Source organism: Salmonella sp. 32100201201700099SM (assembly GCF_017572645.1).
GTDB classification, from domain to species: Bacteria; Pseudomonadota; Gammaproteobacteria; order Enterobacterales; family Enterobacteriaceae; genus Salmonella; species Salmonella enterica.
In genome coordinates this window covers 1-19,150 of sequence record NZ_JAGERQ010000007.1, presented here as the reverse complement: position 1 = coordinate 19,150, position 19,150 = coordinate 1, and the positions used below count along the sequence as shown (strand labels likewise).

Genomic DNA, 19,150 nt, shown 5'->3' with positions numbered 1-19,150 from the left:
ATGGAAAAAACGATGTTAACGTTTGAAAAAGTCAGCGCCCACTACGGCAAGATTCAGGCGCTGCACGACGTCAGTCTGCACATCAACCAGGGGGAAATCGTTACCCTGATTGGCGCTAACGGCGCGGGGAAAACGACGCTGCTTGGCACCTTGTGCGGCGATCCGCGCGCCTCCAGCGGACGGGTGGTGTTTGACGGTAAAGACATCACCGACTGGCAGACGGCGAAAATCATGCGTGAAGCGGTGGCGATAGTGCCGGAAGGGCGGCGCGTCTTCTCGCGGATGACGGTGGAAGAGAACCTGGCGATGGGCGGTTTTTTTGCCGAGCGCGATCGGTTTCAGGAGCGTATCAAATGGGTGTACGAGCTGTTTCCGCGCCTGCATGAACGCCGTATCCAGCGAGCGGGCACCATGTCCGGCGGCGAACAGCAGATGCTGGCGATTGGTCGCGCGCTGATGAGCCAGCCGCGCCTGTTGCTGCTGGATGAACCGTCGCTGGGGCTGGCGCCGATCATCATCCAGCAGATCTTCGACACCATTGAGCAGTTGCGCGAGCAGGGTATGACCATCTTCCTTGTCGAGCAGAACGCCAACCAGGCGCTGAAGCTCGCCGACCGCGGTTATGTGCTGGAAAACGGCCACGTGGTGCTATCCGATACCGGTGATGCACTGCTGGCGAACGAAGCGGTGCGCAGCGCCTATCTGGGCGGATAAGGCGCAGTTTACAGCTGCCATCTGGCAAACGCGCCCGGTGGCGCTACCGCTTACCGGACCTGGCGGATTACTCGGCATTCGGCAAATCAGTAGAACATTTTTCGTACCAATATGTTATAGTTGAGAATAGTTATCAACTATAACCACCGAAGAAGGAGCAAGGATGATACGTTCAGGCGCCTGCATAATGGGAACGCTGTTGTTCGCGGCTTCGTTCAGTGTTAACGCCTTAACCTCAAACGATTTTGATCCCCGCGATCCTGCTATCTGGCAAGAAGAAACCGCAACGCCTTATCCACTGGCCGCAACGACCTGCGAAGTGCGTCATCATCCGGATTGTGCAACGTGGGAGGATGAAAAATCCGACATTCAGCGTGAACGCGAGCGGCGAGATCAGCGGCGCTTACAAAATCTGTACAAAAAGTATTCTCATCGTGATTAACTGCTGACGCCAGCCAAATAACGCATGTCTGGTCAGCATTACGCTGTCAGACGTGCAGTAGCTCCCACTTTTCTTTTCCGGCGCTTTCACTGCCTTGCCATCTCTCTGTCGCCTTACTATCTTTTTTTTGTAATAAAAAAGTTATTTTTCTGTCATTCGAGCATGTCATGTTACCCCCGCGAACATAAAACGCGTGATATCGCGCATCCCGGCACAAAAAGAGAGATAACCGATGATATCGTTACGACATACAGCTTTAGGACTGGCGCTGAGTCTGGCATTTACGGGTCAGGCGTTGGCCGTCACCACTATTCCATTCTGGCATTCAATGGAAGGGGAGTTAGGCAAAGAAGTTGATTCACTGGCGCAACGTTTCAACCAGGCCAATCCGGATTACAAAATCGTTCCGGTCTATAAGGGGAACTATGAACAGAACCTGAGCGCCGGGATCGCGGCATTCCGTACCGGCAACGCGCCGGCAATATTGCAGGTTTATGAGGTTGGGACGGCGACCATGATGGCCTCGAAAGCCATTAAGCCGGTTTATGAAGTGTTTAAAGACGCCGGTATTAACTTTGACGAGTCCCAGTTTGTACCGACCGTTGCAGGCTACTACACCGATGCTAAAAGCGGGCATCTGCTCTCCCAGCCCTTTAACAGCTCCACGCCGGTACTGTACTACAACAAAGACGCCTTTAAGAAAGCCGGTTTAGATCCGGAACAGCCGCCGAAAACCTGGCAGGAGCTGGCTGACTATACCGCGAAACTGAGAGCGGCAGGCATGAAATGCGGTTACGCCAGCGGCTGGCAAGGCTGGATCCAACTGGAAAACTTCAGCGCCTGGAACGGTCTCCCCTTTGCCAGTAAAAACAATGGCTTTGACGGTACAGACGCGGTGCTGGAGTTTAATAAGCCAGAGCAGGTGAAACATATCGCGCTGCTGGAAGAGATGAATAAAAAAGGCGATTTTAGCTATGTTGGGCGTAAGGACGAGTCTACCGAGAAGTTTTATAACGGTGACTGCGCGATGACAACCGCGTCCTCCGGCTCGCTCGCCAATATCCGCCAGTATGCCAAATTTAACTATGGCGTGGGTATGATGCCGTACGACGCTGATATCAAGGGCGCGCCGCAAAACGCCATTATCGGCGGAGCCAGCCTATGGGTCATGCAGGGTAAATATAAAGAAACCTATACCGGCGTCGCCAAATTCCTCGACTTCCTGGCAAAACCGGAAAACGCTGCTGAATGGCATCAAAAAACTGGCTACCTGCCGATTACCACCGCCGCCTACGAGCTGACCCGCGAGCAGGGTTATTACGATAAAAACCCCGGTGCGGATATCGCCACTCGCCAGATGTTGAATAAGCCGCCGTTACCCTTCACCAAAGGCTTGCGTCTGGGCAATATGCCGCAGATTCGTACCATCGTGGACGAAGAGCTGGAAAGCGTCTGGACCGGGAAGAAGACCCCACAACAGGCGTTGGATACCGCAGTGGAGCGCGGGAATCAGTTGCTGCGTCGTTTTGAGAAAGCGAGCAAATCTTAAGTGTATAAGTGCCTGGTGGCGCTGCGCTTATCAGGCCTACAGCGTTTGTAGGCCGGATAAGGTGCTTGCACCGCCATCCGGCACCTTCCAGGAAAAGAACCTTCATGTCATCATTCCGTCCGGTGTTCCGCTCGCGCTGGCTGCCGTATTTACTGGTTGCCCCGCAGTTGGTTATCACCGTTATTTTCTTTATCTGGCCTGCGGGCGAAGCGCTGTGGTATTCGCTGCAAAGCGTCGATCCGTTTGGTTTTTCCAGCCAATTTGTCGGGCTGGAGAATTTCGTCGCGCTTTTTCACGACAGTTATTATCTCGACGCCTTCTGGACGACGATTAAATTCAGCGCGCTGGTCACGTTTAGCGGCCTGCTGGTCTCGCTGTTTTTCGCCGCCCTGGTGGATTACGTGGTGCGCGGCAGCCGTTTTTATCAGACGCTGATGCTGCTGCCTTATGCCGTCGCGCCCGCCGTCGCCGCCGTATTGTGGATTTTCCTGTTTAACCCAGGGCGGGGATTAATCACCCATTTCCTCGGCGAATTCGGCTATGACTGGAACCACGCGCAAAACAGCGGTCAGGCGATGTTCCTGGTGGTATTTGCGTCAGTCTGGAAGCAGATTAGTTACAACTTTTTATTCTTCTTTGCCGCGCTGCAATCCATTCCCCGCTCGCTGGTGGAAGCGGCGGCCATTGATGGCGCCGGGCCGATTCGTCGTTTCTTCCGGCTTTCTTTGCCGCTTATTGCGCCGGTCAGTTTCTTCCTGCTGGTGGTCAACCTGGTGTACGCCTTTTTCGACACCTTCCCGGTGATCGACGCCGCGACCGCCGGCGGGCCGGTACAAGCCACCACGACGCTGATTTATAAGATCTATCGCGAAGGGTTTACCGGCCTGGATCTCTCGGCGTCCGCCGCGCAGTCGGTGGTGTTGATGTTCCTCGTCATCATTCTGACGGTGGTGCAGTTCCGCTATGTGGAAAGTAAGGTGCGTTACCAATGATAGAGAATCGTCGCGGGCTGACAATATTCAGCCATACCATGCTGATTCTGGGGATCGCGGTCATTTTGTTTCCGCTGTATGTCGCGTTTGTCGCGGCGACGCTGGACGACCGCGCGGTGTTTGAGACGCCGATGACGCTGCTTCCCGGCACGCAGTTACTGGAGAATATCAAAACTATTTGGGTCAACGGCGTCGGTGTTAATAGCGCGCCATTCTGGCTGATGATGCTTAACAGTTTCATTATGGCGTTCAGCATTACGGTAGGCAAAATCACGGTATCTATGCTTTCCGCATTCGCCATCGTCTGGTTTCGTTTTCCCCTGCGTAACCTGTTCTTCTGGATGATTTTTATCACCCTGATGTTGCCGGTTGAAGTGCGTATCTTCCCGACGGTGGAAGTGATCGCCAACCTGAAAATGCTCGACAGCTATGCCGGTCTGACGTTACCGCTGATGGCGTCCGCTACCGCCACTTTCCTGTTTCGTCAATTCTTCATGACGCTTCCGGATGAACTGGTGGAGGCGGCCCGTATTGACGGCGCGTCGCCGATGCGCTTTTTCCGCGACATCGTGTTGCCGCTGTCAAAAACCAACCTGGCGGCGTTATTCGTCATCACCTTTATCTACGGCTGGAACCAGTATCTGTGGCCGCTGTTGATTATCACCGACGTGAATCTTGGCACTGCCGTAGCGGGTATCAAAGGGATGATCGCCACTGGCGAAGGTACCACGCAATGGAACCAGGTGATGGCGGCAATGCTGCTGACTCTGATTCCCCCGGTCGTAATTGTGTTAGCCATGCAACGGGCGTTTGTGCGTGGTTTAGTGGACAGTGAGAAATAAAAATGGCTGGTTTAAAACTACAGGCAGTAACCAAAAGCTGGGACGGCAAAACCCAGGTCATTCAACCGCTGACGCTGGACGTGGCGGATGGCGAATTTATCGTGATGGTCGGGCCGTCCGGCTGCGGCAAATCAACGTTGTTGCGGATGGTGGCCGGTCTGGAACGCGTGACCAGCGGCGATATCTGGATTGATCGCAAACGGGTCACCGAGATGGAGCCCAAAGATCGCGGCATCGCGATAGTATTTCAGAACTATGCTCTCTATCCCCATATGAGCGTAGAGGAGAACATGGCGTGGGGGCTGAAAATTCGCGGTATGAGCAAAGCGCATATTGAAGAACGCGTGCGGGAGGCGGCGCGCATTCTGGAGCTGGACGGCCTGCTTAAACGCCGTCCACGCGAGCTTTCCGGCGGTCAACGGCAGCGCGTGGCAATGGGGCGCGCGATCGTCCGCGAGCCGGCAGTCTTTTTATTCGACGAACCGCTCTCTAACCTCGACGCCAAGCTGCGCGTGCAGATGCGTCTGGAGTTACAACATCTGCATCGTCGCCTTCGTACCACCTCGCTCTATGTTACTCACGATCAGGTAGAGGCGATGACGCTGGCCCAGCGGGTGATGGTGATGAATAAAGGCGTCGCAGAACAGATTGGCACGCCGGTAGAGGTGTATGAAAAACCGGCCAGTCGCTTCGTGGCGAGCTTTATTGGCAGCCCGGCGATGAATCTGTTGGACGGCGTTATCAGCGCTTCCGGCGACCGTTTCGAATTGCCTGGCGGTCTGGCGTTGCCGATTGGTGCGGGCTATCGGGGTCATGCTGGACGTAAAATGACGCTGGGTATCCGCCCGGAGCATATTGCGTTAAGCTCGCAGGCGGAAGGCGGCGTGCCGTTAACGGTAGACACGCTGGAGATTCTGGGCGCGGATAATCTGGCGCATGGGCGCTGGGGCGATCAGAAACTGGTGGTGCGGTTGGCGCATCAGCAGCGCCCGGCGGCGGGCAGTACGCTATGGCTGCATCTGCCGGAACATCAGCGACATCTTTTTGATGGCGAAACAGGACAACGTGTATGAGTAACTGGCCTTATCCTCACATTGTCGCCCATCGCGGCGGCGGTAAACTGGCGCCGGAAAACACTCTGGCGGCGATTGACGTGGGCGCGCGATACGGGCACACCATGATTGAGTTTGATGCCAAGCTGTCGAAAGACGGCGAAATTTTCCTGCTGCATGACGATAACCTGGAGCGCACCAGCAATGGTTGGGGTGTGGCGGGCGAGTTGAACTGGCAGGATTTATTGCGTGTGGACGCTGGCGGTTGGTTTAGCGGCGAATTTAAAGGCGAGCCGCTGCCGTTGCTCTCGCAGGTGGCGGAGCGCTGCCGTAAACACGGCATGATGGCGAATATTGAGATCAAACCGACAACGGGGAGCGGAAGGCTAACAGGACGTGTCGTGGCGTTGGCCGCCCGCGAACTGTGGGCCGGGATGACGCCGCCGCTGCTTTCTTCCTTTGAGATAGAGGCGCTGGAAGCGGCGCAGGCGGCAGTACCTGAACTGCCGCGCGGGTTACTACTGGATAAATGGCGTGAAGACTGGCGTGAACTGACGACCCGTCTGGGCTGTGTTTCCCTCCATCTCAACCATAAATTACTCGATGAGACGCGAGTGCAAGAGATTAAGGCCGCGGGTCTGCGGATTCTGGTGTATACCGTCAATCAGCCCCAGCGGGCGGCAGAGCTGCTGCGCTGGGGCGTGGATTGTATCTGCACCGATCGCATTGATGACATCGGCCCTCACTTTCAGTTTTAAGGGCTGATAGTTTTCAGCGGGATGTCAGGCTGCGGCGTCCCGCTGCCCTGCTGCAACATTGGCTGGGAATGGTTTAGCATCCGGTCCGGATTTCCGCTGCCGCTGAGCATTCCGCCCTGCGTATTGGGCAGCGTTTGCTGACCGAGCATACCGTTGCCCGGCTGTCCCTGCTGAACCCGCTGCGTATTGGCATTCAACTGCGACTGTAGATTTTGCTGCTGGCTGCGCGCCTGCGTTTGCATCTGTTGTTTCAACATACCTTGCTGCTGAATCTGCTGCGTTTGCATCTGCGTCTGCATACGCTGCTGGCTGGGGATTTGATAACCTGGCTGATTAGGATTATTCATAGTGTTAATTGGCTGGGCCAATACAGCAAAGGGTAATAAAGCCGTAATAAGTAGTAAGCGTTTCATTGTCGTCTCCTCCCGATGAGGCCTCTTTTTAAGTGTACCTCTATTTCGCCATGATGATGATTTTTTAAGCGTTGTGGACCAGGATTAAACGGGACATACACCCCTTTATCTGGAGAAAAACAACGATGAAACCAACGTTTATGCGCTGGGTGGCGATCGCCGCTCTGCTGGCCGGGGGGACGTTTAGCGCGGTGGCCAATCCTCCCGTCGCGCCGCCAGTCTCCTATGGTGTTGAAGAAGATGTCTTTCATCCTGTGCGGGCGACGCAAGGGATGGTGGCCTCGGTGGATGCAATGGCGACGCAGGTTGGCGTGGATATCTTAAAGCAGGGCGGTAATGCCGTGGATGCCGCCGTCGCCGTGGGCTATGCGCTGGCTGTCACGCATCCGCAAGCCGGGAATCTGGGCGGCGGGGGATTTATGCTGTTGCGCACTAAAGATGGCGCTACCACGGCGATTGATTTTCGTGAAATGGCGCCGGCCGGCGCTACGCGCGATATGTTCCTTGACGATCAGGGTAACGCCGATGCGAAAAAGTCGCTGACGTCGCATCTGGCATCCGGTACGCCTGGCACCGTGGCGGGGTTCTCGCTGGCGCTGGAGAAATACGGCACGATGCCGCTGAATAAAGTGGTGCGTCCGGCGATTAAGCTGGCGGAAGAGGGTTTTGTGGTTAACGATGCGCTGGCCGACGACTTAAAAACTTACGGCAGCGAAGTGATCCCTAATCATGAGAACAGCAAAGCCATTTTCTGGAAAGACGGCGAGCCGCTGAAAAAAGGCGATAAGCTGGTCCAGAAGAATCTGGCGAAAAGCCTGGAAATGATTGCCGAAAACGGCCCGGCTGCGTTTTATAAAGGGGCGATTGCCGACCAGATTGCCGGGGAAATGCAGAAGAACGGCGGTCTGATGACCAAAGAGGATTTAGCCAGCTATAAAGCCGTTGAGCGTACGCCAATCAGCGGTGACTATCGCGGGTATCAGGTCTTCTCCATGCCGCCGCCGTCCTCGGGCGGTATTCACATCGTGCAAATCCTCAATATTCTTGAAAACTTCGATATGAAGAAGTACGGCTTTGGCAGCGCCGATGCCATGCAAATCATGGCGGAAGCGGAAAAATATGCCTACGCTGACCGCTCAGAGTATCTGGGCGATCCGGACTTTGTGAAAGTGCCGTGGCAGGCGCTGACCAACAAAGCCTATGCGAAAACGTTGGCCGATCAAATTGATATTAATAAGGCAAAACCTTCCAGCCAGATCAAACCGGGCAAGCTCGCCCCGTATGAAAGCAACCAGACCACCCACTTCTCGGTGGTGGATAAAGACGGCAATGCCGTGGCGGTGACCTATACCCTGAACACCACCTTCGGCACAGGAATTGTGGCGGGAAATACCGGTATTCTGCTGAATAATCAAATGGATGATTTTTCTGCTAAACCCGGTGTACCCAATGTTTATGGCCTGGTGGGCGGCGATGCTAACGCGGTCGAACCAAAAAAACGTCCGCTGTCGTCGATGTCGCCCACTATCGTGGTAAAAGACGGCAAAACCTGGCTGGTGACCGGTAGCCCTGGCGGGAGTCGAATCATCACTACTGTGCTGCAAATGGTAGTGAACAGCATTGATTTTGGCATGAACGTCGCCGAAGCGACCAACGCGCCGCGCTTCCATCATCAGTGGTTGCCGGATGAGCTTCGCGTCGAGAAGGGCTTCAGCCCGGATACAATCAAACTGCTGGAGCAAAAAGGACAGAAAGTGGCGCTGAAAGAGGCGATGGGCAGCACACAAAGTATTATGGTTGGGCCGGATGGCGCACTGTATGGCGCGTCCGACCCGCGTTCCGTAGATGACTTAACGGCGGGATACTGATTTTTAATACCAGGCCCGGTGTCAGACACCGGGCTATTTGCAGATTATGCCGTGAGTAATCGGGCTGGATTATCAATACAGAGCTTGCGAAGAGTATCGTTGTCTACTCCACGGGCAGCCAGATAGGCGAGGAAGACATTTGGTACAAACCCCCAGCCATTTCCGCCATTTTTCGCCCACATCTGTTTGAGAAAAACATCATGGCTTAAAACGATTTGGTCGGCGTAACCCAGTGCAATCAGATTCGCTACTGCATCTGCGGTCTCCTGAACGCCCGGCGCGACACCTTCTTTTGGAAAGGTGATGTCCAGACCAATCATGTCAAATTCAAGCCATACGCCGCGGTCGAGCATTTTACGTTGATAGGCGACATCTTTTCCTGAAGGGTCCGAATGCGCCAGCGAGACTTTTGCCGGGGAGACGTTCATTTCTTCCAGCACAATATCCAGCACCTCATCCCCCAGTCGCAGCCACCCCGGCATATGGATATTCATCGCCGTGTGGGGGTTGTTACATTGTGCCAGAGAAGCAGCCCGCAGGCTGTTACGCTCCGTTTGGGTAAAAGCAGGTGATACGCCGATTTCACCGATCATGCCCGCGCGAATATCCGTCTCACCAATACCCTGATTCAGTTCTTTATCAATGAGTGAGGCTAACAACTCGACAGGTTTATGAATCCGGGTGCTTTCAAATTTCTCCAGATAAGGTCCTGAGGACGCAACGATATTCAAACCCGTTTTTAAGGCAACTTCTCGTAGCGCTGAGGCATCCCGCCCAATGGATTCTGATCCCGTGGCGTCGACAATCGTCCTGCCGCCTAAGGACATAAAGTTATTGATTTCAAAGATAACATCATCAATCTCTTTTCTGTCCATGTTATCGGCGCAGCAGTATGGGTCGTGTTTCAGCCCCCACTGCAGGTCAGCACTGACTTTCTTTCCCACCAGTTGCTGTGAAAAAGCATAATGTGGCTCGTCAACGACTGATGACAGATCGTTAAACAGATGCTCATGCGGTAGCGTCAGGCCCATATCAGTATGCGCCACCGGGCCAGTTACGGTTTGCAGGAAACCTTTCATCCTGACACCTCCATTTTTTGCGCCATTTTGGATGCTCTGTATTCAGGGATGGTGGTAACAATCGCACCGACTAACGCGAACAGCGTACCGATGATGGTGACCAGGTAGACCGTATTGCCTAATGAAGGGATCAATTCATCAATTAGCACTGAGCCAAGCAGTTGGCCTGCTGTTGACGCTACGCCCAGCATCAATAGCCCTAAGCCTCTCACCAGAATCGCCATCAGCCCGATGGACAGCAGACCCAGCGGACCACCGAGATACATCCACCATGTATCGGGTAACTGGACGGTGACATGTCCTAATGCGATACGTATCGCCAGCGCTGCGCCCAGGACACAAAAGCCGACGATGAAGTTCCATGTAATGGACACCAGCATGGAGCCTGTTGCCTCGGCGACTTTAGCATTCCCCGCAGGCTGCCAGCCAGCGAGTAACCCTGCCAAAAAGGGGAGGATAGCGAGCAGGATAAACGAGGTTGAGTGCCACTGTGGCGACACGACAAAAACGGTGGCGATAACGGCGAACAATGCGCCAGTAATGCGCCATGGCGTAAAATATTTCTTCTCATCCACACCGACGCCAAAACGGTCGCACAGCAGGCCGGAAAGGAGCAGGGCGGAAATTAATGCCGTTTGAAAGGTGGCAACGCCCAGCGCGCTGGCGGATGCGCCTTCAGAAAATACGACCATCGCCCCGCATAATCCTGCAAACCAATTCCATAGCGGGATTTTTCTCTTTTTAATCAGAGTAGGGATTGAGGCGAATTGCTGGCGTGTTTCTTTGCGCGCAACAATAATAAAAAACATGACGACCAGACCGCTGGCAAATGAGATTACTGCGCAAGCATTACCGTCTTGTAACCAATGTCCTAACTGCCCATTAACGGCAGACTGCATCGGGGAAAGCATACCGGCTAAGATGGTGGCAAGCATCAGTAAGGGGGTTGAGTACTTATTCTTGTTCATACATCAATCCTTATATTTTATAAAAGGAGTAACTTTCGTTACTCCATTGTTTTTTATTTTCTGGCGATGAATTGAAGCGTGTTGACCCACAGGTCGGTATAAAACGGCCATGACATAAACTGCTGGGTTCCCCAGTGTGGGGAGCAGTCACTCATAAAGCAGGCGGTTTTACCCTGTTGGTATTCACCGAACACTAACAATGGGTCATTATTTATTGTTAATACGACATCGGCATCGTCTCTGGCGACGGCCTGGTTATATCCAAGAAATACCGGGTAATCTGAGAACCCGTTAACAACAGGATGTTCAGGTGAGACAGCCTCAGCACAAATACCCTCTGGCTTTTCTACCCGGTCATAGCCGTCAAGCATAATAACTGGCAGAACCTCAGCAAGAACGGTGTTCTTATAATTGGCTTTTGCCTCAATACCCATAAATGACAGATAACCGCCAATCATGAGTAGTCCACCGCCATTTTTGACGTACTCTTTAATGGATTCCAGAGCGTTTGGCTTTATTTTTAGCTGATAGAAGGTTTCATTTTGTAGCAGGAAGGTATTACTACCAATGTCGCTAATAACAATCACATCGTAACGATTTAATTCGTCAATACTCTCTGGAAAGGCAATTTGTACCGTGTGGGCAGGCATGTAATCAATATCAACGCCGCCTTTCCTCAGACATTCCAGTAACCATGTAGCGCCTTCTTCATATTTACTGGAGGTGAAACTGTCATAACCTTTTGAATGAATCATATGAATATGCCAGGATTCTCCAATAAAGAGCACCTTTAGTTTTTTCTGCGTATTGTTCATAGTCTGCTCCTTGATTTAGTGAGTAGAGATAGTTTGTTTGTAATGTGAACCCTGAATACGATGAAGAACGGAGTCGTTTTCCGGCATATCAGAGGCATTAGGCGTTTCAACCGCAAGTGAGGCAAATGCGCTGGCGTAGCACAATGCGGATGCCAGTGACTTTCCTTTTGCAAGACCAGATGCGAGGGCGCCATTGAAAGCGTCACCCGCTCCCGCCGTATTTTTTACAACTGCCGGAAATGCCGGGGAATAGATGAATTGTGTGCCATCATAAGCAAGCGAACCTTTGCTACCTAATGTAATAATGGTATTTTTGACGCCTTTCTGATGAATAATTTTGGCCGCGCATTTGGCTGATTCGATATCATTAACCGCCATATTGGCCAGCAGGCCTGCTTCCGTTTCATTTGGCGTAATATAGTCAATGTTATTAATGATGGTGTTAACCATGTCATTGTATGGCGCTGGATTGATAATGACCGGTATGTCATTTTTTTGTGCGAGACGAATTGTTTGCTGCAGCGCTTCGTAATTCGTCTCCAGTTGGACAAGAACAATATCTGAATGAACAATGGCTTCTTTCTGAATGGTGATTTCATCAGGGGAAATTGTCATGTTGGCGCCAGGGTAGATAGCGATGACGTTATCTCCGGTATCACCATTCACCATGATGGTTGCTGTACCTGTTTGTGTTTCTTTGGTCTGGTAGATAACACTTTTATGGATTTTTGATGAGTTTATAAAATTAATGGCGTAATCACTAAAATGATCTGACCCTACTTTAGTAATAAAATGCACATCAGAATCGGCATAGCTTGCTGCTAATGCCTGATTACATCCCTTACCGCCGGGTGAAAAAATAAATTTATCGGCCAGCAATGATTCTCCCGTTGAGGGTAATCTCGGTAGATAACTGATAATATCAACATTGAACGAGCCGATAACACATACATTATTTTTCATGGCAGAGAGACCTTTTTTTATTTTCTGCGCTGATTCATATTTTTCCAGCACATAAGCAATTTCATTTTTTGCGACGTTATCAAGAGAATCAAGGGTAATAAATGCACCACCATGACAGCGAGTAAGATATCCCTGTCCGGCAAGTTCATTGAGATCTGAACGAATAGTTTCCTTTGTTACCTTGAGACTTTTCGCCAGATTTGAAACTTTTACAACTCCCGAAATACTGAGTTCCTTCAATATTCTATGATGGCGTTCAAATTTCATTTTTTACCTCACCGTGGTTAAATTAGTCCCGGGAGGAGTATATTGTTGTGATTGTCACCATAAAGTGATGGTAGAAACCAAAAAAAAACAAAAATGTAATATTGATATTGCTAAAATTACGGAAAAAACGGTGATAAAGCTTAAAGTGGTAATAACCATGAAATTCAGGTGGTTATTGTTTTGATATAGGGGAAGTAGGTTGCAATAACTGGAATGTTGTGAAGGTTTGTGACGTTTCGCCCCACAGGGTGGGGCGGGGAAACTTTATTTCACGCGCGCCATAAAGTACGCATCAACGTACTCACCGTTGCGCAGGCCGTATTTCTTACCGGTGCCTTCGATTTCAAAGCCGTACTTCTTATACACCGCCACCGCGGGCTCGTTATCAACAAACACCGTTAACTCAATACGCTCGACGCGCAGCCAGTTGTCGCACATGTCGATCATCGTGCGGATCAGCGCGCTGGCAATGCCACGATTGTGCCACCGGGCATCCACGCAGATACCAAAATCGGCCACGTGGCTGCGACGGGGACGTTGGGTGACCTGAATAGAAAGATGGCCAACGACAATATCGTCAATGCAGGCAACCAGTTGTTTAACCCCGGCTTGCTCGGTTAGCCGCGCCTGCCACATTTCGAGGGAAGGATGAGGAACCTGTAGCGTGTTGTGGTACACCTTCGGCTGGGCGTGGATCTGACGAATGGCGTCGTAATCTTTCGGTTCAGCGTGGCGTATCACTATTTCACTCATTCCTTATCTCCTGCAGGGGTAATTGTGTATTTACACTCGCTGAGAAAGAAAATTCCGTCAACCGCATTTTTTTGCAAAAAGAAGTAGACAAGTGCGAATGAGAATGATTACTATTGCCTTGCATTCAGGGGAACCCCTACGGAGAACCTGAAAGCACGACATTGCTCACATTGCTTCCAGTATTATTTTGGCCAGCTTTTGCTGGCTTTTTTTTTGGGTTTTGTTTCAGCCTGGCTTACTTGTCATTTTGTCCCCGGGAAGTGCTCGTGCTCCTCACGTACATTTAGCACGCTCCGGGCCCTGCGCGCTTGCCGTGAACAAACTGACCGCGACGCCGACGGCTGATCTTGAGGCATCTGCTTTTGTAGGCCCGAAAAGGCTTCTCCGCATCCGGCAAAGAATCCAACATTCAGTCTCCTCACGCTTTGCGCTATGGTGTAAACAATCATCTTCAAAAGGATCGTCTCATGACCTTACACTGCGCATTTATTGGATTCGGCAAAAGCACCACCCGTTACCATCTCCCCTATGTTCTGAATCGGAAAGATACCTGGCATGTCGCGCATATTTTCCGTCGTCACGCTAAACCGGAAGAGCAGGCGCCACAGTATTCACATATTCACTTCACCAGCGATCTGGATGAGGTGTTGGGCGATCCGTAGGTAAAGCTGGTGATCGTCTGTACGCATGCTGACAGCCATTTCGAATACGCCAAACGCGCGCTGGAAGCGGGTAAAAATGTGCTGGTTGAGAAACCTTTCACGCCGACGCTGGCGGAAGCAAAAGTGTTGTTCGACCTGGCGCGAAGCAAAGGACTGACCGTCACGCCGTATCAGAATCGGCGTTTTGATTCCTGTTTTCTCACTGCTAAAAAAGCGATTGAGAGCGGGAAACTGGGCAAGATTGTCGAAGTTGAAAGCCATTTTGACTACTACCGACCCGTGGCGGAAACCAAACCTGGCCTGCCGCAGGATGGCGCATTCTATGGACTTGGCGTCCACACCATGGATCAAATTATTTCGCTATTTGGCCGCCCGGATCATGTCGCGTATGACATTCGTAGCCTGCGTAATAAAGCGAATCCGGATGACACCTTTGAAGCGCAATTGTTCTACGGTGACCTGAAAGCCATTGTGAAAACCAGCCATCTGGTGAAAATCGACTATCCGAAGTTTATTGTTCACGGCACCAAAGGTTCGTTTGTGAAATACGGTATCGATCAACAAGAAACCAGCCTGAAAGCGAACATTATGCCTGGCGAACCCGGTTTCGCCGCTGACGAATCCGTCGGCGTGCTGGAATATGTTAACGATGACGGCGTTACGGTGAAAGAAGAGGTGAAACCGGAAACGGGTGACTATGGTCGCGTCTATGATGCGCTGTACCAGACGTTGACCGTCGGTACGCCTAATTACGTCAAGGAATCTGAAGTTCTTACCAACCTGGAAATCCTCGAACGTGCTTTCGAACAGGCAACGCCTGCGACGATAACCCTCGCTAAATAGCCATTACAGACTCCTCTGCGCTTATTCATATTTTTTGAACAGAGGAGTCAATTTTCACTCTCTATGATCCCGGACGGAATGAGTCCACACTTATTCCATCGAAAACATCTGGGGGTGAACACAATGATCTACTTACGCAAAGCAAACGACCGCGGTCATGCGAATCATGGCTGGCTTGACTCCTGGCATACTTTTTCTTTTGCCGATTATTACGATCCGAACTTTATGGGGTTCTCGGCGCTGCGTGTGATTAACGACGATGTGATCGACGCAGGTCAGGGCTTTGGTACTCACCCCCATAAAGACATGGAAATCCTGACTTATGTGCTGGAAGGCGCGGTGGAGCATCAGGACAGTATGGGCAATAAAGAACAGGTTCCGGCAGGTGAATTCCAGATTATGAGCGCCGGGACCGGCGTTCGCCACTCCGAGTACAACCCGAGCAAAACGGATCGTCTGCGGCTGTACCAGATCTGGATCATTCCGCAAGAAACAGGCATCACGCCGCGCTACGAACAGCGCCGCTTCGACGCCGCGCAGGGCAAGCAACTGGTGCTTTCGCCAGATGCTCGCGATGGTTCGCTGAAGGTCCACCAGGATATGGAGCTGTACCGCTGGGCGCTGCTCAAAGATGAGCAGTCGGTGCATCAGATTGCCGCTGAGCGCCGCGTCTGGATCCAGGTGGTAAAAGGTAACGTGACCATTAACGGTACCAAAGCGACGACCAGCGACGGCCTGGCGATTTGGGATGAGCAGGCAATCTCGATTCATGCCGACCGCGACAGTGAAGTGTTGCTGTTTGACTTGCCGCCAGTTTAACGTGCTGTAACCTTTTGTAGGCCGGATAAGACGCGAAAGCGTTGCCATCCGGCTTTTCATCGTTTGTCATTAATTCCGCACGTCCGTGGTAAACTGGGCAAATCTATCCCTTTTATACCTTTCAGGACGATGAAAAAGAAAAGACCCGTACTTCAGGATGTAGCCGACCGCGTGGGCGTGACCAAAATGACGGTCAGCCGTTTTTTGCGTAATCCGGAGCAGGTCTCCGTCGCGCTGCGGGGTAAAATTGCGGCTGCGCTTGATGAGCTCGGGTACATTCCTAATCGCGCGCCTGACATTCTTTCCAACGCCACCAGTCGCGCCATTGGCGTTCTGCTGCCGTCTTTAACCAACCAGGTCTTTGCGGAAGTGTTACGCGGCATTGAGGCCGTCACCGATGCCCACGGGTATCAGACCATGCTGGCGCACTACGGCTATAAACCGGAGATGGAGCAGGAGCGCCTGGAATCGATGCTCTCCTGGAATATCGACGGCCTGATCCTCACTGAGCGTACCCATACGCCGCGCACCTTAAAAATGATCGAAGTCGCCGGGATTCCGGTGGTGGAACTGATGGACAGCCAGTCGCCGTGTCTCGATATTGCCGTTGGTTTTGACAACTTTGAGGCCGCCCGTCAGATGACCGCCGCGATTATCGCGCGTGGTCATCGTCATATCGCCTATCTGGGGGCGCGCCTCGACGAACGTACTATCATCAAGCAGAAGGGCTATGAACAGGCGATGCGGGACGCAGGCCTGGTTCCTTACAGTGTGATGATGGAGCAATCTTCATCCTACTCTTCCGGTATCGAACTCATGCGCCAGGCGCGACGCGAATACCCACAGCTTGACGGTATTTTTTGCACCAACGATGACCTGGCGGTGGGGGCGGCCTTCGAATGCCAGCGCCTGGGGCTAAAAATCCCGGACGACATGGCGATCGCCGGGTTCCACGGTCATGACATCGGCCAGGTGATGGAACCGCGTCTGGCAAGCGTCCTGACGCCGCGCGAGCGAATGGGCAGCATTGGCGCGGAACGTCTGTTGGCCCGCATTCGCGGCGAAACGGTCACGCCAAAAATGTTAGATTTAGGTTTCACCTTGTCACCGGGCGGATCTATTTAGTCTGACAACTTTGAAGTAGCTCACACTTATTCACTTTTGGCACGAATGGTCATTGCGTCGTGAATGGTGCGGTTGGACAATGTTACCGATAACAGTTACCCGTAACAAATTTTGCAACTTGTAGAGTGGGGGCCCGCTTTGAGCACGACTAATCATGATCACCACGTTTACGTTCTGATGGGCGTATCAGGCAGCGGTAAATCCGCTGTCGCAAGCGCCGTGGCGCATCAGCTTCATGCCGCGTTTCTGGACGGCGATTTTCTGCATCCGCGCTGCAATATTGAAAAAATGGCTTCCGGCGAGCCGTTGAATGATGATGACCGCAAACCGTGGTTGCAGGCGCTGAACGACGCCGCTTTCGCGATGCAGCGTACCAATAAAATCTCGCTGATTGTCTGTTCCGCACTGAAAAAACACTATCGCGACCTGCTGCGCGAGGGAAACCCGAATCTCTCCTTTATCTATCTGAAAGGTGATTTCGACGTCATTGAAAGCCGTCTGAAAGCGCGCAAAGGTCATTTCTTCAAAACCCAGATGCTGGTGACGCAGTTTGAAACGCTGCAAGAGCCGGGTGCCGACGAACGCGATGTTCTGGTGGTGGATATCGACCAGCCGCTGGAAGGCGTTGTGGCGAGCACCATTGAGGTCATCAATAAAGGCAGTACGCTGTGAGTACATTAACACTGGTTTTAACCGCCGTCGGTTCCGTCTTACTGCTGCTGTTTCTCGTGATGAAGGCGCGTATGCACGCCTTCGTCGCGTTAATGGTCGTCTCAATGGGCGCGGGGCTTTTTTCAGGGATGCCGCTTGATAAAATCGCCGCGACCATGGAAAAAGGGATGGGCGGCACGCTGGGCTTCCTGGCGATTGTGGTCGCGCTGGGGGCGATGTTCGGTAAAATTCTGCATGAAACCGGCGCGGTCGATCAGATAGCCGTGAAAATGCTTAAATCCTTTGGCCATAACCGCGCGCACTATGCGATTGGCCTTGCCGGGCTGATTTGCGCGCTCCCGCTATTCTTTGAAGTGGCGATTGTGCTGCTGATAAGTGTGGCGTTCTCTATGGCGCGTCATACCGGCACAAACCTGGTGAAGCTGGTCATTCCGCTGTTTGCGGGCGTGGCGGCAGCCGCGGCGTTTTTGTTGCCTGGGCCTGCGCCGATGCTGCTGGCTTCCCAGATGCATGCTGATTTCGGCTGGATGATCCTGATTGGGCTGTGCGCCGCCATTCCTGGCATGATTATCGCCGGGCCGCTGTGGGGGAATTTTATCAGCCGTTACGTTGAGCTGCGTATTCCTGACGACATTACCGAGCCGCATCTGGGCGAAGGCAAAATGCCTTCTTTCGGCTTCAGCCTGTCGCTGATCCTGCTGCCGTTGGTGCTGGTAGGACTGAAAACGATCGCCGCGCGCTTTGTGCCGGAAGGTTCCACCGCTTATGAATGGTTTGAGTTTATCGGCCATCCCTTCACTGCGATTCTGGTCGCTTGTCTGGTAGCGATTTACGGCCTGGCGATGCGCCAGGGGATGCCGAAAGACAAAGTGATGGAAATCTGCGGCCACGCGCTGCAACCGGCGGGCATTATCCTGCTGGTGATTGGCGCAGGCGGGGTGTTCAAACAGGTACTGGTTGACTCCGGCGTCGGCCCGGCGCTGGGCGAAGCGTTAACCGGTATGGGACTGCCGATTGCCATTACCTGCTTTGTGCTGGCGGCGGCGGTGCGCATCATTCAGGGTTCCGCGACCGTGGCGTGTTTAACCGCGGTCGGTCTGGTGATGCCGGTCATTGAGCAACTGAATTTCTCCGGCGCGCAGATGGCGGCGCTCTCTATCTGTATCGCCGGCGGTTCAATTGTGGTTTCTCATGTTAACGACGCCGGTTTCTGGCTGTTCGGTAAATTTACCGGCGCGACCGAAGCACAGACGCTGAAGACCTGGACGATGATGGAAACTATCCTCGGTACGGTCGGCGCGATTGTCGGAATGATTGCTTTCCAATTGCTGAGCTGAGTCTTGTTGCCCGGTGGCGCTGTGCTTACCGGGCCTGGAAACGGGCACATATCGATACCGTAAGCCGGGTAAGGCGTAATCGCTACCCGGTTTTTTGTCTATGGAAAACCCCCAGCTAGGCTGGGGGTTCCGGAAAGCTTTCAGCTTTAAGCCAGTTATTAAAACCCCTTTTGATTTGTTAAAACATCTTGCGGTCTGGCAACTGCAAAAGTTCAAC

Annotated in this window: 18 protein-coding genes and 2 pseudogenes; 13 read left to right on the top strand and 7 right to left on the bottom strand. The window is 52.5% G+C overall.

Annotated elements, in window-relative coordinates:
- From livF to ugpQ, 7 genes are all read left to right on the top strand, one after another.
- Complete coding sequence (gene livF / locus J4685_RS12695) at positions 1 to 714, top strand: high-affinity branched-chain amino acid ABC transporter ATP-binding protein LivF (RefSeq protein ID WP_000416114.1); 714 nt, start codon at positions 1 to 3, stop codon at positions 712 to 714.
- 163 nt (positions 715 to 877) lie between these two features.
- A complete protein-coding gene (locus J4685_RS12690) occupies positions 878 to 1,156 on the top strand; it encodes a hypothetical protein (protein WP_000621260.1) in 279 nt (92 codons plus the stop codon).
- Positions 1,157 to 1,388: 232 nt separating this feature from the next.
- Complete coding sequence (gene ugpB / locus J4685_RS12685; protein WP_000624750.1) at positions 1,389 to 2,705, top strand: sn-glycerol-3-phosphate ABC transporter substrate-binding protein UgpB; 1,317 nt, start codon at positions 1,389 to 1,391, stop codon at positions 2,703 to 2,705.
- Between the two features lie 104 nt (positions 2,706 to 2,809).
- Complete coding sequence (gene ugpA / locus J4685_RS12680; protein WP_000094074.1) at positions 2,810 to 3,697, top strand: sn-glycerol-3-phosphate ABC transporter permease UgpA; 888 nt, start codon at positions 2,810 to 2,812, stop codon at positions 3,695 to 3,697.
- Positions 3,694 to 4,539 (top strand): sn-glycerol-3-phosphate ABC transporter permease UgpE, encoded by an 846-nt coding sequence (gene ugpE / locus J4685_RS12675; protein WP_000572196.1) that lies wholly within the window; start codon positions 3,694 to 3,696, stop codon positions 4,537 to 4,539. The genes ugpA and ugpE overlap by 4 nt, the downstream gene beginning before the upstream one ends.
- Positions 4,540 to 4,541: 2 nt before the next feature.
- Positions 4,542 to 5,612 (top strand): sn-glycerol-3-phosphate import ATP-binding protein UgpC, encoded by a 1,071-nt coding sequence (locus J4685_RS12670; RefSeq protein ID WP_000907834.1) that lies wholly within the window; start codon positions 4,542 to 4,544, stop codon positions 5,610 to 5,612.
- Positions 5,609 to 6,349 carry a glycerophosphodiester phosphodiesterase gene (gene ugpQ, locus J4685_RS12665; protein WP_000073552.1) on the top strand — a complete coding sequence of 247 codons (741 nt, stop codon included), beginning with the start codon at positions 5,609 to 5,611 and terminating at the stop codon, positions 6,347 to 6,349. The genes J4685_RS12670 and ugpQ overlap by 4 nt, the downstream gene beginning before the upstream one ends.
- Here ugpQ and J4685_RS12660 read toward each other — a convergent pair.
- Complete coding sequence (locus tag J4685_RS12660; protein WP_000826042.1) at positions 6,346 to 6,762, bottom strand: DUF2756 family protein; 417 nt, start codon at positions 6,760 to 6,762, stop codon at positions 6,346 to 6,348. The two genes, ugpQ and J4685_RS12660, sit on opposite strands and share 4 nt — an antisense overlap.
- A gap of 125 nt (positions 6,763 to 6,887) precedes the next feature.
- On the opposite strand from J4685_RS12660, the gene ggt reads away from it, so the two are divergent.
- Complete coding sequence (gene ggt, locus J4685_RS12655; protein WP_000805087.1) at positions 6,888 to 8,630, top strand: gamma-glutamyltransferase; 1,743 nt, start codon at positions 6,888 to 6,890, stop codon at positions 8,628 to 8,630.
- A gap of 44 nt (positions 8,631 to 8,674) precedes the next feature.
- On the opposite strand, the gene J4685_RS12650 is transcribed toward ggt, so the two are convergent.
- The 5 genes from J4685_RS12650 to yhhY form a co-directional block, all read right to left on the bottom strand.
- Entirely contained in the window at positions 8,675 to 9,709 is a 1,035-nt protein-coding gene (locus J4685_RS12650; RefSeq protein WP_000675713.1) for a phosphotriesterase, read from the bottom strand.
- Positions 9,706 to 10,677, bottom strand: coding sequence for a DMT family transporter (locus tag J4685_RS12645; RefSeq protein ID WP_001038958.1), 972 nt, complete (start codon positions 10,675 to 10,677; stop codon positions 9,706 to 9,708). Before J4685_RS12645 ends, J4685_RS12650 begins: the two co-directional genes overlap by 4 nt.
- A gap of 53 nt (positions 10,678 to 10,730) precedes the next feature.
- Positions 10,731 to 11,492, bottom strand: coding sequence for a glutamine amidotransferase (locus J4685_RS12640; RefSeq protein WP_001066514.1), 762 nt, complete (start codon positions 11,490 to 11,492; stop codon positions 10,731 to 10,733).
- A gap of 15 nt (positions 11,493 to 11,507) precedes the next feature.
- Positions 11,508 to 12,722: a PfkB family carbohydrate kinase gene (locus tag J4685_RS12635; RefSeq protein ID WP_000667444.1), complete on the bottom strand. Its 1,215-nt coding sequence runs from the start codon at positions 12,720 to 12,722 to the stop codon at positions 11,508 to 11,510.
- Between the two features lie 264 nt (positions 12,723 to 12,986).
- Positions 12,987 to 13,475, bottom strand: coding sequence for an N-acetyltransferase (gene yhhY / locus J4685_RS12630; protein ID WP_001290287.1), 489 nt, complete (start codon positions 13,473 to 13,475; stop codon positions 12,987 to 12,989).
- 467 nt (positions 13,476 to 13,942) lie between these two features.
- On the opposite strand from yhhY, the pseudogene J4685_RS12625 reads away from it, so the two are divergent.
- The 5 genes and pseudogenes from J4685_RS12625 (at position 13,943) to gntU (ending at position 18,933) form a co-directional block, all read left to right on the top strand.
- Positions 13,943 to 14,980 (top strand): annotated as a pseudogene (locus J4685_RS12625) (oxidoreductase).
- A 123-nt stretch (positions 14,981 to 15,103) separates the two neighbouring features.
- Positions 15,104 to 15,799, top strand: a complete 696-nt coding sequence (locus J4685_RS12620; RefSeq protein WP_000639787.1) for a pirin family protein — start codon at positions 15,104 to 15,106, stop codon at positions 15,797 to 15,799.
- Positions 15,800 to 15,928: 129 nt separating this feature from the next.
- On the top strand, positions 15,929 to 16,924 hold the full coding sequence (gntR, locus tag J4685_RS12615; protein ID WP_000730239.1) for a gluconate operon transcriptional repressor GntR: 996 nt from the start codon (positions 15,929 to 15,931) through the stop codon (positions 16,922 to 16,924).
- A 138-nt stretch (positions 16,925 to 17,062) separates the two neighbouring features.
- Positions 17,063 to 17,596 carry a gluconokinase gene (gene gntK, locus J4685_RS12610; RefSeq protein ID WP_000108342.1) on the top strand — a complete coding sequence of 178 codons (534 nt, stop codon included), beginning with the start codon at positions 17,063 to 17,065 and terminating at the stop codon, positions 17,594 to 17,596.
- Positions 17,593 to 18,933 (top strand): gluconate transporter, encoded by a 1,341-nt coding sequence (gene gntU / locus J4685_RS12605; RefSeq protein ID WP_000105950.1) that lies wholly within the window; start codon positions 17,593 to 17,595, stop codon positions 18,931 to 18,933. Before gntK ends, gntU begins: the two co-directional genes overlap by 4 nt.
- On the opposite strand, the pseudogene J4685_RS12600 reads toward gntU, so the two are convergent.
- A pseudogene (locus tag J4685_RS12600) lies at positions 18,856 to 19,029 on the bottom strand (MarC family protein); the annotation flags it as partial. The gene gntU and the pseudogene J4685_RS12600 overlap by 78 nt on opposite strands.
- Positions 19,030 to 19,150: the final 121 nt, after the last annotated feature.